The sequence below is a fragment of the Campylobacter concisus genome (assembly GCF_003048985.1).
Lineage (GTDB): Bacteria > Campylobacterota > Campylobacteria > Campylobacterales > Campylobacteraceae > Campylobacter_A > Campylobacter_A concisus_AY.
In genome coordinates this window covers 68272-83781 of record NZ_PIRS01000001.1, presented here as the reverse complement: position 1 = coordinate 83781, position 15510 = coordinate 68272, and the positions used below count along the sequence as shown (strand labels likewise).

Annotated in this window: 17 protein-coding genes; all 17 read right to left on the bottom strand. The window is 40.7% G+C overall.

The genetic code is table 11. The features are described from left to right. Positions 1-116: 116 nt before the first annotated feature. Positions 117-413, bottom strand: coding sequence for a metal-sulfur cluster assembly factor (locus CVS91_RS00410; protein WP_107829505.1), 297 nt, complete (start codon positions 411-413; stop codon positions 117-119). A 3-nt stretch (positions 414-416) separates the two neighbouring features. Next, the gene (locus CVS91_RS00405) at positions 417-1607 is read right to left on the bottom strand and encodes a peptidase M50 (RefSeq protein ID WP_107829503.1); all 1191 of its coding nucleotides are present in this window, start codon (positions 1605-1607) and stop codon (positions 417-419) included. Position 1608: 1 nt separating this feature from the next. Beyond that, on the bottom strand, positions 1609-1947 hold the full coding sequence (locus tag CVS91_RS00400; protein WP_107829501.1) for a hypothetical protein: 339 nt from the start codon (positions 1945-1947) through the stop codon (positions 1609-1611). A gap of 73 nt (positions 1948-2020) precedes the next feature. Next, entirely contained in the window at positions 2021-3061 is a 1041-nt protein-coding gene (gene msrB, locus CVS91_RS00395; protein ID WP_107829499.1) for a peptide-methionine (R)-S-oxide reductase MsrB, read from the bottom strand. A gap of 78 nt (positions 3062-3139) precedes the next feature. After that, positions 3140-4672, bottom strand: coding sequence for a bifunctional phosphoribosylaminoimidazolecarboxamide formyltransferase/IMP cyclohydrolase (gene purH / locus CVS91_RS00390; protein WP_107829497.1), 1533 nt, complete (start codon positions 4670-4672; stop codon positions 3140-3142). 30 nt (positions 4673-4702) lie between these two features. Then, entirely contained in the window at positions 4703-5266 is a 564-nt protein-coding gene (locus CVS91_RS00385; protein ID WP_107829495.1) for a hypothetical protein, read from the bottom strand. Further along, the gene (locus CVS91_RS00380) at positions 5267-5989 is read right to left on the bottom strand and encodes a TerB family tellurite resistance protein (RefSeq protein ID WP_107829493.1); all 723 of its coding nucleotides are present in this window, start codon (positions 5987-5989) and stop codon (positions 5267-5269) included. It lies immediately after the preceding gene. A gap of 1 nt (position 5990) precedes the next feature. Further along, the gene (locus CVS91_RS00375) at positions 5991-7040 is read right to left on the bottom strand and encodes an SDH family Clp fold serine proteinase (protein ID WP_107829491.1); all 1050 of its coding nucleotides are present in this window, start codon (positions 7038-7040) and stop codon (positions 5991-5993) included. Between the two features lie 3 nt (positions 7041-7043). Beyond that, the gene (gene purL / locus CVS91_RS00370; protein WP_107829489.1) at positions 7044-9233 is read right to left on the bottom strand and encodes a phosphoribosylformylglycinamidine synthase subunit PurL; all 2190 of its coding nucleotides are present in this window, start codon (positions 9231-9233) and stop codon (positions 7044-7046) included. A 56-nt stretch (positions 9234-9289) separates the two neighbouring features. Further along, entirely contained in the window at positions 9290-10009 is a 720-nt protein-coding gene (locus CVS91_RS00365) for a hypothetical protein (protein WP_107829487.1), read from the bottom strand. 69 nt (positions 10010-10078) lie between these two features. Next, a complete protein-coding gene (locus CVS91_RS00360) occupies positions 10079-10660 on the bottom strand; it encodes an NAD(P)H-dependent oxidoreductase (RefSeq protein WP_107829485.1) in 582 nt (193 codons plus the stop codon). 42 nt (positions 10661-10702) lie between these two features. Further along, positions 10703-12028, bottom strand: coding sequence for a tRNA uridine-5-carboxymethylaminomethyl(34) synthesis GTPase MnmE (mnmE, locus tag CVS91_RS00355; protein WP_107829483.1), 1326 nt, complete (start codon positions 12026-12028; stop codon positions 10703-10705). Beyond that, positions 12025-13107, bottom strand: coding sequence for a Jag N-terminal domain-containing protein (locus CVS91_RS00350; RefSeq protein ID WP_107829481.1), 1083 nt, complete (start codon positions 13105-13107; stop codon positions 12025-12027). Before CVS91_RS00350 ends, mnmE begins: the two co-directional genes overlap by 4 nt. Next, positions 13104-14660, bottom strand: coding sequence for a membrane protein insertase YidC (gene yidC / locus CVS91_RS00345; protein ID WP_107829479.1), 1557 nt, complete (start codon positions 14658-14660; stop codon positions 13104-13106). Before yidC ends, CVS91_RS00350 begins: the two co-directional genes overlap by 4 nt. After that, positions 14661-15002, bottom strand: a complete 342-nt coding sequence (yidD, locus tag CVS91_RS00340) for a membrane protein insertion efficiency factor YidD (protein ID WP_002940252.1) — start codon at positions 15000-15002, stop codon at positions 14661-14663. It abuts the gene before it with no gap. Then, positions 14999-15334, bottom strand: a complete 336-nt coding sequence (rnpA, locus tag CVS91_RS00335) for a ribonuclease P protein component (protein WP_035142427.1) — start codon at positions 15332-15334, stop codon at positions 14999-15001. Before rnpA ends, yidD begins: the two co-directional genes overlap by 4 nt. Beyond that, positions 15322-15456: a 50S ribosomal protein L34 gene (gene rpmH / locus CVS91_RS00330; protein WP_002940373.1), complete on the bottom strand. Its 135-nt coding sequence runs from the start codon at positions 15454-15456 to the stop codon at positions 15322-15324. The genes rnpA and rpmH overlap by 13 nt, the downstream gene beginning before the upstream one ends. Positions 15457-15510: the final 54 nt, after the last annotated feature.

Genomic DNA, 15510 nt, shown 5'->3' with positions numbered 1-15510 from the left:
TTAAGCGCTCCAAAACAAATTTAACTACGCTTTATGATATTTTTAAAATTTAAAGTAGAAATTTAAGAAGAAAAGCTAGAAATTTGCTGGCTAAGCTAAATTTCTAGCCAAATTTATTATTGCACTCCAAGTTGTGCTTTTACAAAGTCACTTGCCATTTGGATATTCCACTCAGGCTCCCAAACTAGGTCGATCTCACACTCTTTTACACCCTCTACACCAAGCACAGCCGTTTCAACCCAGCCAAGTATCATCTCATGAAGCGGACAAGACTTGGTTGAAAGCGTCATCGTCACCTTTGTTTTACCGTTTTCATCGCAATTTACGTCGTATATCAACCCAAGCGAAACAATATCAAAGCCAACCTCGGGATCGACGATATTTGACAGAGCATCATAAATTTTTTCTTTCATTTTTTATCCTTTAAAACCAGTAAATTTAAAAACATTTATCATATTTACAGCAAGTAAAATGATGCTTAAAGCCATAAAAATCATACTTGCATAGACCAAATTTCTCATCTCAAAGCTAACTGCCAAAAAGTAGCACGCAAGTGAAATGGCATTAAAAGCTATGGCGTAATAAGCCGCCTTTTTTAGTATCATTGCATCAAGTAGTGGCACTTTTGCCTTGCCAACAAATGGTGCTACATAGTGATACCAGATGAGAAATGGCGCGATCTTATATAGATGAGCCACGATAAAGGCAAACAAAAAGCCATATATCATAAAAAATGCGGCCAAATTTAGCTTTTCAAAAAACATAAATATAGTAGCCACAAACAAGGCAAGCAGCGAAAGAGCGATATTAACATTCCAGTAATCATACGCCTTTCTCACGCGCTTTTTTAAGATATAAAAGCCCTGAGCCATAAAAAGTAAAAGCGCCACAACCACTGCAAAAATAGCTAAATTTTCATTAATCATTAGCAAAACGCCAGCCAAAATATAGCAGGCAAGCGAAGCCTTGCTAAGCGTAAATTTAAGATCATGAGCCAAAGCAAACATCGGTAAAAGCACGCTTGCAGCCCCAAGTATCACTAAAAATACAAAACCCAGCACGAAATATACGTGAAATTTTAGCGTCATCATAAAATCAAGCATAAGCGTGCCGCCAAGTATCATCACCAAGCAAAATCCAAGCGTTATACCAACTAGCAAAAATATCGCCGAGGCAAAGAGCGCAAAGGCCGCAAAGCTTCTTTTTTCATTACCCATAAAGCTTAGCGCATAGGTCGAGCCAAAAAAGAGAAGTGTGCCAAAGAGAAAAACTCCGCTGATTTGCAAAATTTTGGCCTCGCCAAATATCATCGCATAGCTCATAGCAAGTAGCGACAAACAAAAAATGGCTAAATTTAAAATAGCCCCTTTTACCGTGAAAAATGGCTTTTCTAAGATGACCGAAGTTAGCTGATAGAGAGCTCCGATGATGATACTCATCACAAAGCCCACGAAAAATATATGCAAAAAGCCAGCCGTGTTTAGCGAGCTAATCGCCTCAAAATCAGCGTAAAAAAAAGCCCCAAGGCTAAGCGCTAAGAAAAAAATGCCAGCGATAAAGTAGCCGCCAACTAGCTTAAATGGCGGCGCATAGGTGTTTAAAAGCATCTTAGTGGCAAAGGCTGTTGTCTATGTTTTCGATACTTGCACCCTCTTTTAGGCTAAAAGTCATCTTTACAGCTCCGCCTTCAAGGTCCTCGCGCTTAATGTCAAAGCTATTTTCTATCTTTGGGATGAGTCCAGCTGGAAATTTGTGATTTACCATCACGATCTTTGTGTTTTTATCAGCAAATTTTATCGCCAAAAGCGCATTCATCATAGGCTCGGGCGGCACGCAAGGACGTGAGTCAAAGCCCACAAAGTTTACTCCATTTTCACTAAATTTATAAAATGGCACCGTCGCGCCCTCTACGTTAAACTGCTCTGCATTTTTGAAAAATTCACTCATTTTTTCTCCTTTTGATTTTGGAGAATTATACTCTGATTAAACTTCTCAAAACATTGATTTGCTTCAACAAAAGCTATTTTACATAGGGGATAAACTCCTCATATCCAAGCCTAGCCATATCCTCAAGCGGTATAAATTTAAGGCTAGCTCCGTTTATGCAATACCTTAGCCCGCCCTTATCGCTTGGCCCATCGTCAAATACATGCCCAAGGTGCGCATCGCTGTTTTGCGACTTCACCTCGACCCTTATCATCATAAATGAGTTGTCTTCTTTATAGGTAAGCGCCGTTGTCGTGATAGGCTTTGTGAAGCTTGGCCAGCCACACCCTGCGTCAAATTTATCTGCGCTTGAAAAGAGTGGCTTGCCACTGGTGATATCGACGTAGATGCCCTTTTTGTCAAATTTATCATACTCGCTACTAAATGGCCTCTCAGTCGCCGCCTCCTGCGTCACGGCATACTGCTCGCTGCTTAAATTTCTCTTTAGCTCCTCTTTGCTAAGCGGCTTAAATTTAGCCTCATCGTAAAGTGGCTTGCTCGCCAAATTTAGATCGATGTGGCAGTATCCAAAAGGGTTTTTATCAAGATAGTCTTGGTGATACTCCTCGGCAATGACGAAATTCTTAAGTGGCGCCACCTCGACTACAATCTTATCTTTAAATTTCTTTTGCTCTATCTTTATAAAGCTCTCAATAACTGGTAGATCGTCCTTGCTAACATAGTAAATCCCGCTTCTATACTGCCTGCCGACATCATTGCCCTGTTTATTTAGCGAGGTCGGGTCGATCACCCTAAAAAAATGAGCCAAAATTTCAGCTAAAGCGACCCTGTTTTCATCAAATTTCACATAAAGTGTCTCGGCGTGATCGCTCTCATGAAGCTCACGGTAGCTCGTGCTCTCGCTCTTGCCATTTGCGTAGCCCACTTTTGTATCCACCACGCCAAATATCTTTTTAAAATATCCCTGCATGCCCCAAAAGCAGCCACCTGCTAAATAAATTTCTTTCAAATTTTGCCCTGCCATTGTCCGCTCCTTTAAAAACTCATCTTTTGCCATCAAATTTACACCCAAAAATACCGCCAAAACCAAGAGAAAATTTAAGACTTTTTTCATGTGAGCTCCTTTTTTTGAAGGATTATATAAAATTTAAAGTTATAAAGTGTGAAGTAAGGGGCAAAGTGCCCCTAAATTTTAGTGCAAGAAGTGTCTAACGCCAGTAAAGTATAGCGACATGCCGTGCTCATCGGCAGCCTCTATCACCTCATCATCTCTGATGCTGCCGCCTGGCTCGATGACGCATTTTACGCCCACTTTGCTAGCGATGTCGATGCTGTCTCTAAACGGAAAGAACGCTTCGCTTGCAAGCACGCAGCCACTTAGATCGATCTTTAGCTCTTTTGCCTTTGCCACGGCCGCACGAGCAGCATCCACACGGCTAGTCATACCCATGCCAATGGCCACCATCGCGCCATCTTTTACATAAACCACGCAGTTACTCTTTGTTAGTGCAGCCACCTTCCACGCTATCTGAGCGTCTTTTAGCTCGCTACCAGTTGCAAATTTCTTGCTCATTTGCTTCATATTTTCAAGCTCTTCGTCTTTTACGAAGTCTCTTTCTTGAAATACAAATCCACCATCAATGTGCTTAAAGTCAAATTTATCATTTGCGCGGACTAAAAATTTATTATCCTGAGTGAAAATTTTGATGCGTTTTTTGCTCTCAAACACTTTAAGCGCGGCATCATCGACATTTGCAGCGATGATTACTTCAACGTAAATTTCATTTATCTTTTTAGCTAGCTCCTCATCAAGCGTGCCATTTATCGCCACCACGCCGCCGTATGCTGATATCGGGTCGCACTTAAGCGCTGCCACGTAGCTCTCAAGCAGCGTATCTTTTACCGCAAAGCCGCAAGGGTTAGCGTGCTTGATGATAGCCACTGCCGGAGCGTCATCAAAGCTAGTTGCAAGCATTAAAGCGCCATTTATATCGGTCATATTATTGAAACTTGCCTCGCCTTTTAGCGCTCTAAAGTTGTTTGAAAAGAAATAATCAAACTCGTAAAGTGCGCCTTTTTGGTGTGGATTTTCGCCGTATCTAGTGTCAAAAACCTTGCTTCCCACGATAAATCTAGCATCGCCAAAACCGCCATTAAATCTATCATTCATATAGTTTGCGATCATGCTGTCATAGGCTGCTGTGTGCTCGAACGCCTTTATCATCAGCGATCTTCTAAACTCGTAATCATCGCTTTTCTCTTTTAGGCGCTTTAAAATTTCATCGTAGTCAAGCACGCTTGTGACTATAAGCACATCTTTAAAGTTTTTAGCAGCGCTTCTTACCATAGCTGGGCCGCCGATGTCGATATTTTCGATGATCTCGGCAAAGTCATCAGTCCTGATGGTAGTCTCTTTAAATGGATATAAATTTACGCAAACTAGGTCGATGCCCTCGATGCCATGCTCTTTTGCCTGAGCCACGTGTGTAGCGTCATCGCGCTTGTGCAAGATGCCACCATGGATCTTTGGATGAAGCGTCTTTACCCTGCCTTCAAACATCTCAGGTGAGCCCGTAAATTCGCTAACCTCAGTGGCTTTGACACCCTCAGCCTTTAAAAGTTTGTAGGTGCCACCAGTTGAAAGTATCTGCCAGCCAAGCTCTTCTAGCCCCTTTGCAAACTCTACAATGCCCTCTTTATCGCTAACGCTAAGCAACGCTCTCATTTTTTCTCCTTTAGATTGATTAAATTTATTTTACTTCTCCGCCAAACACATCGCTTTTTCAAGCACAAGTAGCCCCATGGCTGTGTCTTTTTTGATATTTTCTTCTGTTAAATTTTCTAGTTTTTCTAAACTTTTGCCGCTAGCATTTACTGCAAAGTGGCTCTTTTTAACTAAATTTTGAAACTCGCCGCCTGCGATATCCACACTAAAAGCATAGTTTGAAATTTGCTTGCCACTAAAATAACTTGAACTTAGCACGCTTAAATTTACAGGCTCTTTTTTACTAAATGCCTCGCAGATTGGGTTTTTAGCGCTAAATTTCACCACCTTTATGCCGCCCTCATCTGAAAATATATACTCTTTAAACTCATTTAAATTTTTAGCTCTAACTGCCTTAAAATCACCCTCTACGCCATCACTGCCAGCTAGGATGATGCTAGCGCTTGTCTTATTGTATTCGCCGATCTTTTTGCCATTTTCAAAAAGCGTGCTATCTTTTAGCTCAAATTTGATCTCATTTCCATCAAGATCGCTCACGTTTAGCTCTCTGCAAAAGCCAGCCACAGCCAAAAGTAAAATCACAAATTTCTTCATCTAAACTCCAAATTTCTCTTTTAATCTCCCATAAGCCTCATTTATCTCCTGAAGCTTCTTAGTAGAGCGCTCTATCACCTCTTTACTCTCGCCTCTGCCCATCAAAATGTCAGGGTGATACTGCCTCACAAGCTCTTTGTAGCGAGCTTTTACCTCATCGAGGCTTGCATTTTTACTAAGTCCTAAAACCTCAAATGCATCGTTTTCTTGGCTTATCTCATCGTGATTTGCCCCAAACCTCGAGCCATAAAAGCTATCAAATTTAAAGATTATCTCATCAAGCGTCTCTTTATCGATGCCAAATCCATAAGCGATATTTCTTATGACGTCTTGCTCGCTTTTGTTAAATTCTCCGTCTATATAGGCTAAATTTAGAAAAAAAGTGAGCCTAGCCACGCAGGTATCGTAGTTTAGATTAAACGCGCGCTTGTAGTTTCTGGCGGTTTCATAGGCGTTATCTACATTTTCTTTTTGGCTGTTATAAACCTCTTTTAGATACTCACGTACGCCGCTAACTTTCTGGCTTAGATCATCAAGCACTTGAGTGATCAGCCTAGCCTCTAGCTCGCTAACTCTGCCGTCACTTTTAGCGACTTTTGCAAGCAGTGAGACTAGAAATTTAGCCTCATCTACATTTGCTTGTTTCTTGCGGTTACTACTTTGGACATTCATAAATAAAAATATCGCACCGCCTAATATCAGTAAAAACAGGACTCCAGACATATTACCACAAGTGATAGATTGTATTTTTTATCTTGCCATTTACCAGCTCATTTTTGCGCCATGAGCTCTCGTCATTCATCACGTTCCAGCGGCGCTCCTCAGGGCGATAAAACCAGTCTTTATCGATCTGATAGTAAATTTGCTTGCCATTTGTCTCGATGATATTTGCGATGTTGTTATCATGATAGCTGTTCTCATCGTAGTCGGTAAAGGCTCGCTGTCCCATCTCTGAGTAAAGCAGCGTAAGCTCCTGAAGCATCTCGTTTAGATCATCGTCCATTTTTTTGACATGCAGGCCGATCTCCTGCGCCTCACGAAAAAGTATCGGATACTCATGTGCTGGGTAGTCTGCGTTTAGTCGCTCTGAAATTTCAACGATCTTTTTATCATCTTCAATGTGATATCTAAGTAGCTCAGAGCAAATTTTAAGAGAGAGCGAACTAGCGCGATCAACCGCACCAAAAACTAGCGGGTGGATATACTCATATAGCGAGTTATATGGGTTTGTGTCGTTTGGTCTATCTTTGTCCTGCTCTTTCCAAAGCTTGACTACACGGCTAAGCTCGTCCATAGAGACGCTAACAAGCTCGTTGCCCTTGTTTGTAGGGCTTAGCTCGTGTTTTAAAGAGGTATCAACTGGAGTTAGATAGGCAAGCGGACCCATCACGATCTCGTTTGCGCCAAGCGCCATCATCGTAGCAGCTGAAGCGCAGTTTGATGGGATCAGTGCTATTAAATTTTTGCAGTAGTTTCTAAGCGTGCTAATGATCCTAAGTGCAGCTATACCGCTTCCACCATCACTTTTTATGAAAAGATAGGCAGTGTCTATCTTTTTACCCTTTAAAATTTCATACATAGCGCTTGCATCGTTGCCGCAGACATTACCAGCGTTTGAGTTATAGTAGGTTATCAAAGGGGCATTTAGCCTTTTTTCTATCGTACTTATCAAATTTTGAGTATCGCTAAAGAGCACTGGCGGTTTCGCCACGCCCTTTTTCTCGTTTTGCTCTACTTCCTTTTCCCCGCTTGTTTTTTCCTTTTTAGAAAACATCTCTTAGTCCTCCTTTTTTACGATTTTCGCAAACTCATTTAGATAAATTTCTCTTACGTCCTCTAAGCTCTCATCTATCTCATTTAGCTTAAATCTCTTGCCTCCGCTAACGCCGATCTTTTCAAATTTCACACCAAATTTAGTCGCAAGCGCTTCAAATTTAGCCTCGTCTTTCACACCCACAACCGCTCTTGAAAAGCTCTCATCAAAGATGGAATTTGGCTCTTTAAATTTAACTTCACAATTTACGCCGATGTTTGAGATGCTAGCCATTTTTGCCAGCGTGATAGCAAGACCGCCCACACCCACGCTATTTGCAAACTCTAAAATTTGCTCTTTATTTGCCTCTATCACTAGGTCCCAAAGGGCTCGCTCAGCTTTATAATCAACCTCTTTTAGCTTACCGCCAACCACGTCAAATAGCGCCTTTGCGTAAAGCGAAGCTGCAAATTCTCCACTTGTCTCGCCAAGCAAGTAAATCGCCCTGCCCTCGCTTAAAAATGTGCTTTTTAGATTTAAATTTGCATCTTCATTTACACCAACCGTGACGATGGCTGGCGTTGGATAGACGCTAACGCCGTCAGTGTCGTTATAAAGGCTCACGTTGCCGCTCACAACTGGCGTATTTAGCTCACGGCAAGCCTCTTTTATGCCTTCACATCCCTCTTTGAACTGCCACATAACCTCTGGATTTTGCGGGTTGCCGTAGTTTAAGCAGTCAGTGATCGCAAGTGGCACAGCGCCGCTCATCGCTACCTTTCTACCAGCTGCAGCAACTGCTCTTGCAGCACCAACTTTTGGATCAACGAAATTTGCTCTAGGATCGCACTGAGCAGCCATAGAGACGGCCTTTTTAGTGCCTTTTACTCTGATACTTGCAGCACCTAAGTGACCTGGCTGTTTTATCGTGTTTGTCTGGATATTTGCGTCGTATTGGTCGTAGATGAAGCTTTTATTTAGCACCTCTGGCTCTTTTAAAAGCTTGAAAAATGCAGTTTTGTTATCAACATTATTTGGAATTTCTAAATTTGCTATCTCATCAAGGTATTTTGGACGTGCGACTGGACGATCAAGCACTGGAGCTGCTTCGCTAAGTGGGCCGATAGGGATTTCGCCTGCAAGCTCACCATGCCAGTAAAGCTGCATCACACCACTACTTGTGACCTCACCGATGATCTCGGCGTCAAGGTCCCACTTTCTAAAAATTTCAAGAACCTTTTGCTCATAGCCTTTTTTGGCGCATATTAGCATACGCTCTTGAGACTCGCTTAACATTAGCTCATAAGGCGTCATGCCAACTTCGCGCATCGGCACGCGGTCTAGATACATCTTCATGCCGCTGCCACTTCTGCCTGCCATCTCAAAGCTAGAGCTTGTAAGTCCTGCTGCGCCCATATCTTGGATACCGATGATGTAGTCTTTTTTAAAGAGCTCTAGGCACGCCTCCATGAGCAGCTTCTCAGCAAATGGGTCGCCTACTTGCACCGTTGGACGAAGTGATTTATTTTCATCGTTAAAGCTATCGCTCGCCATAACAGCGCCGCCAAGTCCGTCTCTACCGGTCTTTGAGCCCACGTAAATGACTGGGTTGCCCACGCCTTCAGCCTTACCGTAGAAAATTTCATCACTTTTGCAAAGGCCAAGCGCGAAGGCGTTGATTAGGATATTGCCATTAAAGCTAGGATCAAAGGTAGTTTCGCCGCCGATCGTTGGGATACCCATGCAGTTGCCGTAATGCCCTATGCCAGCAACACTTCCTTTTAGCAAATATCTATGTTTTTTAGCTAGCTCGCCCTCGCCTCTTATCTCGCCAAAACGAAGCGAGTTCATGTTCGCAACGACTCTTGCGCCCATCGTAAAGACGTCTCTTAAAATTCCACCAACGCCAGTTGCAGCGCCCTGAAACGGCTCGATAAAGCTTGGGTGGTTGTGACTCTCCATCTTAAACACAGCTGCAACCCCGTCGCCAACGTCGATGACGCCAGCATTTTCACCAGGTCCTTGGATGACCCAAGGTGCCTTTGTCGGAAAGCCGTTTAGGTATTTTTTGCTTGATTTGTAGCTGCAGTGCTCGCTCCACATAGCTGAAAATATGCCAAGCTCTAGTAAATTTGGCTCACGGCCTAAAATTTTTAAGATCTCCTCATACTCTTCGTCGCTGATTTTATGTGCTTGTATGGTAGCTTTATCCATTGATGTAACCTTTTAAGAATTTTAAGCTATTTTACAACCTTGCTTATAAAAAGTTACTAAAAAGCCTTTTGGAATTTACTAAAACAAAGCACATTTGAGAGAATTTCGCCTTGTTTTACAAGGTCACTTTCGATAAATGTTTTATAAAAATTTTGCGTTAGCGTCTCAGCCTTAATCTTCTCTTCATCTTCGCTTGAAAGGTTGAAATAATATCTCGTCTCTCTTAGAAAAAAGCCTTGTTCATTAGATATATCTGAGTTTAAGATCACTGCAAAAAAGCCATTTTTCAAAGGGTGATTTGTTACGCTTTTTACTTTTATCGCCTCTTTGCCGCTCACAAAAGCTTCGCAAACTGGCATGCTCTTTGTGTTATAAACCACGCTTTTGATAGCGCCATTTGAGATTTCATAAAATTTGATATTTTTTGCATTTACTAGCTCCTCTATGTCACTAGCATTTGATAAGATGAGCTCATGATTTGTGCCAAAATTTTTAACAAGCACCATTTTGTCTGCCGCGCTGCCTTGCATAAGATCACCAAGAGCGCTAAATCCTGCATTTGCGCTGGCTACTTTTATCTCAGCCTTGCCGACAATGTTTGCAAATTTATTAAAGTCATCTAGGCTATTTTGAAGCTTATAAAATTTCATTTCGTGCAGGGTTTCATTATTTTCAAGGTAGAGCAAATTTGACTTTTCGCTTGGCTTTAAAATTTGCTTGCCAGCGCACCCTGCAAATAAGATAGTAGCAGCTAAAAATAGAAATTTTGTCCTCATTTTCCCCACACAAAAGATATAAATTTAGATGCCCCCTAGCGCAAAAGGCTAGAGGGCGGTAGAAGTATTTTACGCTTTAAAAACTTTTTCAAGATGCGCCTCATACTCTTTTAGGTATCTTGGCACGTCTGGCATCTTGATAACATCGCAGCAGATAAAGTGCGGAAGCGACTTTAAGCCCATAAATTCATTTGCCTTTCTAAAATGAAAATAAACTCCATCAATCCCACGCGCTTCAAAAAACTCGTTTGGATCGCTAAATGCCTCGGCTGGGGCATTCCAAGTAAGACTTAGCATAAATTTCTTTTCATTTAGTAAGCCGCCTTTACCGTAGTTTTTAGTTGGATCCACCCTATGCCTGCCATCACTCGTATAAAGCTTGCTATGACCTGCTGTAAAGACCTCGTCGATATACTTTTTCACTATCCAAGGCTCGCCCATCCACCAAGCTGGCATCTGCCAAACTACCGCATCCATCCAGAGAAATTTCTCAACTTCAGCCTCGATGTCATAGCCTTGATCTATCACGGTTTGCTTTACCTCGTGACCCATTTTTGCTAGTTTTTCGCACGCAAGATCGTGAAGTGTTTGATTGAGCCTGCCATCTGAATGGCCAAATTTTTTGCCACCATTTATAAGTAAAATTTTCATTTTTTCTCCTTTAAAAAGCGCAAATTTTAACCAAAAAAAGTATCATTTTCCTAAACAAAAATGGCTAAACATCTCATCTAAAATTTCGCTTCTCTCAAATGGCTTTGTGATACTTGCAAGCGCCTTTATCGCGGTATTTAGCTCGTAAGCAAAAATTTCTAGCTCCTCTTCATTTAGCCTTAAAAACGCTCTTTTTAAAGCCTCGCTCGCCTCTTTGCAGCTTAAAATTTGGCGGTTTGAGCTTAGCATGATCTCGTCGGTGTCTTGTGTCTTAAGATAGCCCTCAAGCTCTTTTAAAACTACGCTTGTATCGGTTTTTGCAGAAATTTTGATAGCGCCTTCTAACTCTATGTCAAATTTAAACGCAAGATCGCTTTTGTTTAAGATAAAAAAGGCTTTTTTGTTTGAGTTAGAGACGAGCCTGATTATCTCTTTGTCTTGCTCGTCGCTTAAAGATGAGCCGTCAAAGACAGCTAGGATAATGTCGGCCTCGTTTATGGCAGAGATCGAGTAGTTTATGCCGATTTGCTCGATCTTTCCGGCATCTTTTCTAATGCCTGCGGTGTCTATTATGCGAACTAGATGCGAGCCGATCTTGAAATTTTCTTCTATCCTATCTCTAGTTGTGCCAGCCTCATCGCTAACGATCGCTCTTTCGTATGCCAAAAACGAGTTTAAAATGGAGCTTTTGCCAACATTTGGCTTACCAACGATAGCGATCTTAAAGCCATCGATCAGTCCCCTTCTTTGCTCGCTAAGAGTTGCTATACGCTCTAGCTTCTCGCTATTTTTTAAAAGCATCTGCTTAGTCTGCTCTAGCAAATTTGCTGGCAGATCATCATCAGCATAGTCAATCATCGTCTCAACAAAGGCAAGAGTTTTGACCACTTCACCCCTGATCTCGCCTACAAATTTACTAAGATCACCTTGCATTTGGCGGGTCAAAATTTTAGCAGCGATCTCACTTTTTGAAGTGATGAGCCCTTGCATCGCCTCGGCCTTGGCTAGATCCATTTTGCCATTTAAAAATGCTCGCTTGCTAAACTCACCAGGCATTGCCAGCCTAGCGCCAGCTCTTATTAGCTCATTTAAAATTCTCTCGCTCACCATCACGCCGCCATGAGTTTGAAACTCGACGATATCTTCGCCAGTAAAGCTTGCAGGAGCCTTAAAATATATAACGATGCCCTCGTCTAAAATTTCATCATCAAGGGAGTAAATTTTGGCTAGTTTTGCGTATCTTGGCTCTAAATTTGAAAGTTTAAGTAGTTTTAAAGAGGTGGCCAGGGCGTCCTTGCCGCTAAGCCTTACGATAGAAACTGAGCCGATGCCATAAGCTGTGGCAAGGGCTGCGATAGTTTCACTCATTTTTTAAAAAAGTCATTTACAACGACAAATTTGCCGTCATTGCCGCTTTTTATGCCGACATATTTATCTGGGAATTTCTCGCGAAGTTTCTCAAGCGCGATCTTGACCAAAACTCCATCAAGTGGCTTTGTTTGGGCTCTACCGCTATTTTGCACACGCTCGATCACACCATTTAGATATTGATCCATCATCGCTTCTTGATTTTGCAAAAATTGCGCGATCTCTAGGCGGATAGCGAGGTTGTATTTTGAATTTAACCAGTTATAGAGCATATAAGAGATCGCTTTATATCTATAACCCTCTTTGCCTATAAGCAGTGCCGCATCAGCACCGTCTAGCTCTATAAGCACGGTCTCATCGTTAAATTTGCTAACTTCTACCTTGTCTATCTCAAAGCAGCTTGCTTTAAAGAGACGTGTCATACCCTCTTTTATCTCAGGCAAAATTTTATCGAAATCGATTACAACCTTCTCTTTTTTCTCTTTTGGCAAAGCTTGAGGCGCGCTCTCTTCATCAGTTTGGTTGAAATTTTCGATGATTGAGGTATCTAGGATATTTTTAGGAGCACTTTTGCTAGCTTGTGGCTCTTTTGCCACTTTAGTCTCTTTTGGCTCTTTTGGCTCATCAAGTCTTTTTATAACATATCCTGGCTCATCTGCCTCTTTTTCGCCCTTTTCAGCAAAGGCATCTTTAGCAAGAGCTGAGTTTTTTTCACTCAAATTTGGCTTTTCATTTTTATGCTCTTTTTGCTCAGACTTAGCCTCATTTTTCTCATCTTTATGCTTTTTAGGATTTCGCTTTTTATCATTATGATCGTGTTTTTTACTCTGTTTTTTCTCCTCTTTTACAGGCTCACTTTCATCACTTTTTTTAGCAAAATTTCTATCATTTTTTGGTTTATGCTGTGGTTTTGACTGATTTTCTAAATTTGCCTCAATGATCGCAGTCTTTTTGAAAAATCCAAAAAATCCGCTACTTGGATGCTGCAAGACCTTTATATCAAGCTCAGTAACTGAACAGTTAAGCTGCTCGGCTGCCTTTTGAAATGCCTCTTGGAGGGTATTTGCTTCTATCTTCATTGAGCCTTTACCTCCGCAGCTTTTTTATGTTTTTCAAAAAGTTTATTTACAAAAACTTGTTGAACGACTGAACAAACATTATTTACAAACCAGTAAAGCGTAAGACCTGCTGGGAATGTCACAAAGAAAAATGTAAAGATCAAAGGCAAGAATTTCATAACCTTTTCTTGCATAGGATCAGTAAATGTCGTTGGTGTAAGTTTTTGTTGTAAAAACATCGTTAGACCCATCAAGATAGGCAATACAAAGTATGGATCCATTACCGAAAGATCGTGTATCCAAAGTATCCAAGGAGCACCTTTTAGCTCGATCGCATTTAGTAAAACGCGGTAGATCGCAAAAAATACCGGAATTTGAAGCAAGATCGGCAAGCAGCCACCCATCGGGTTTGCGCCATGTTTTTTGTATAGCTCCATCATATGGACTTGCATCTTTTGCTTATCGTCTTTATATTTTGTTTGGATCTCTTTTACCTTTGGAGCAAGCTCTTTTAGCTTATTCATCGATAGCATACCCTTATATGTAAGTGGGAATAAAACTATCCTTATGACAAGCGTTAGCACAACTATCGCCCAACCCCAGTTGCCAATGTAGTTATGTAAGAAATTTAAGAATGCAAACATCGGCTTTGCTATAAATGTAAACCAACCATACTCGATAACGTCATTTAGCCTCTCGTCCATCGAGCTTAAAATTTTATGCTCTTTTGGTCCGATGTAAGCGCCTAATTTTAGACTATCGTTTGTCTTTACAAAGACGATAGGATTGTTATTTGCATCTTTATCCACAATAGCTTCAAACGGCTTGTTAAATGAGTAAAATAGCGCTGTGTAGTATCTATCAGATGCAGCCGCTATAGTTGTGTTTGCATAGTTTTTAACCTCTTTTGCATCGCCATCTTCTATGATATTTAGGCTATCGTCTGTATTTCTAAGCATAACACCATGAACTGTGTAGCTATCTATCGCGATATTTGGTCTAAAGCCAGGAGTGATGAAATAATCAACACTTTTACTTAAATTTACTTCAACCTCGTAACGACCATTTGGATAAAATTTGATATTTTTTGTGACTGTAACACCATCTAAATTTTGAGTGAGTTTTATAGTTTTAGGCTCGCTGCTAGCATCTACCTCGCTAGCGTCACTGCTATATGCAACCTTAAAAGCATCAGCATTCAAAGTGCTATCGTTAAATCTAAGCTCAAGCGGCAGTGGATTTTGTGAAACAAGCTCGATTTTGTTGCCATCTTCTGTTTTGTACTTATCTTCGGTTAAATAAAATTTTGCAATCCTACCTAGCTTATCTATCTTTGCTTCGTAGCTTTGACCTTTGATGGTAGCGATTATTTCGTTTGAAGCTAAATTTTCATTTGATTTTGGAGTATCGTTAGTAGAGGCTGGGGCTTTGCTTTGATCCATTGTTTGAGAGATCGTTGTCTGGTTTTGCTCTAGTGGAGCTCTTTTTGGCATAAAAAAGTCATATACTATGAAAAATACGATTGACAAAAGTGCTGCAAGAAGCAACCTTTTTTGCATAGACATCTGTTCCATTTAATTTTTTTCCTTTAATTTATCTAATACTTTTACGACATAAAATTTACTATTTTGGCAAGGGATAAACCAGAAATTTACATTTTTGGTATCGCTTTTTTGAAATATAAAACATGAGTTAAATTTTTTGCGGATGATTGGGTAGTTGATACCGCCTTTGAAAAGTTGATTGCATCTTAAAATTCGCATGAATGTTGCAAAAAAAGCAGAGAAAAAGCTGTTTGTTTGAAATTCCCAAATGGCGTATTGTGAGCAAGTCGGATAGTAGCGACAGCTTTTTGGCAGAAGTATGGAAATATATTTTTGATAAAAAGCGATAAATTTAATCGCAAATTTTTTCATTTTAGACATCCCATTTTTTTTGTAGACCAGCTCAAATTTTTACAAATTTTGTCAAATGAAATTTCTGTAATTCCATTTTTTGCGACCATAATGTAAGTGCCATCTTTTAGCTCATTAGAAATAGAAAAAAAAGCAGCTCTTAAAAGTCTCTTTGCTCTATTTCTAACTACTGCTTTTCCTACTTTTTTGCTAGCAACAACTGCTAATTTTTTTTCAATTGTAGGTTTATAAAAAACTACGCAAGCGTCGCAGTGCCATTTGCTGGCCTCCTTATAAACCTGAGAAAATTCTCTCGAGTCACTTAGTGACTCAAAACCAGCTAAGCAGCCAATCTTTTTCTACCTTTAGCACGTCTAGCGTTGATAACCTTACGGCCATTTTTAGTTTTCATTCTTAAACGAAAGCCGTGAGTGCGTTTTTTAGGGGTTTTATGAGGTTGATAAGTCCTTTTCATTTCTATCCTTAAAGTTAATATAAAAAGTGGGATTTTATCAAAGCAATACTTAAA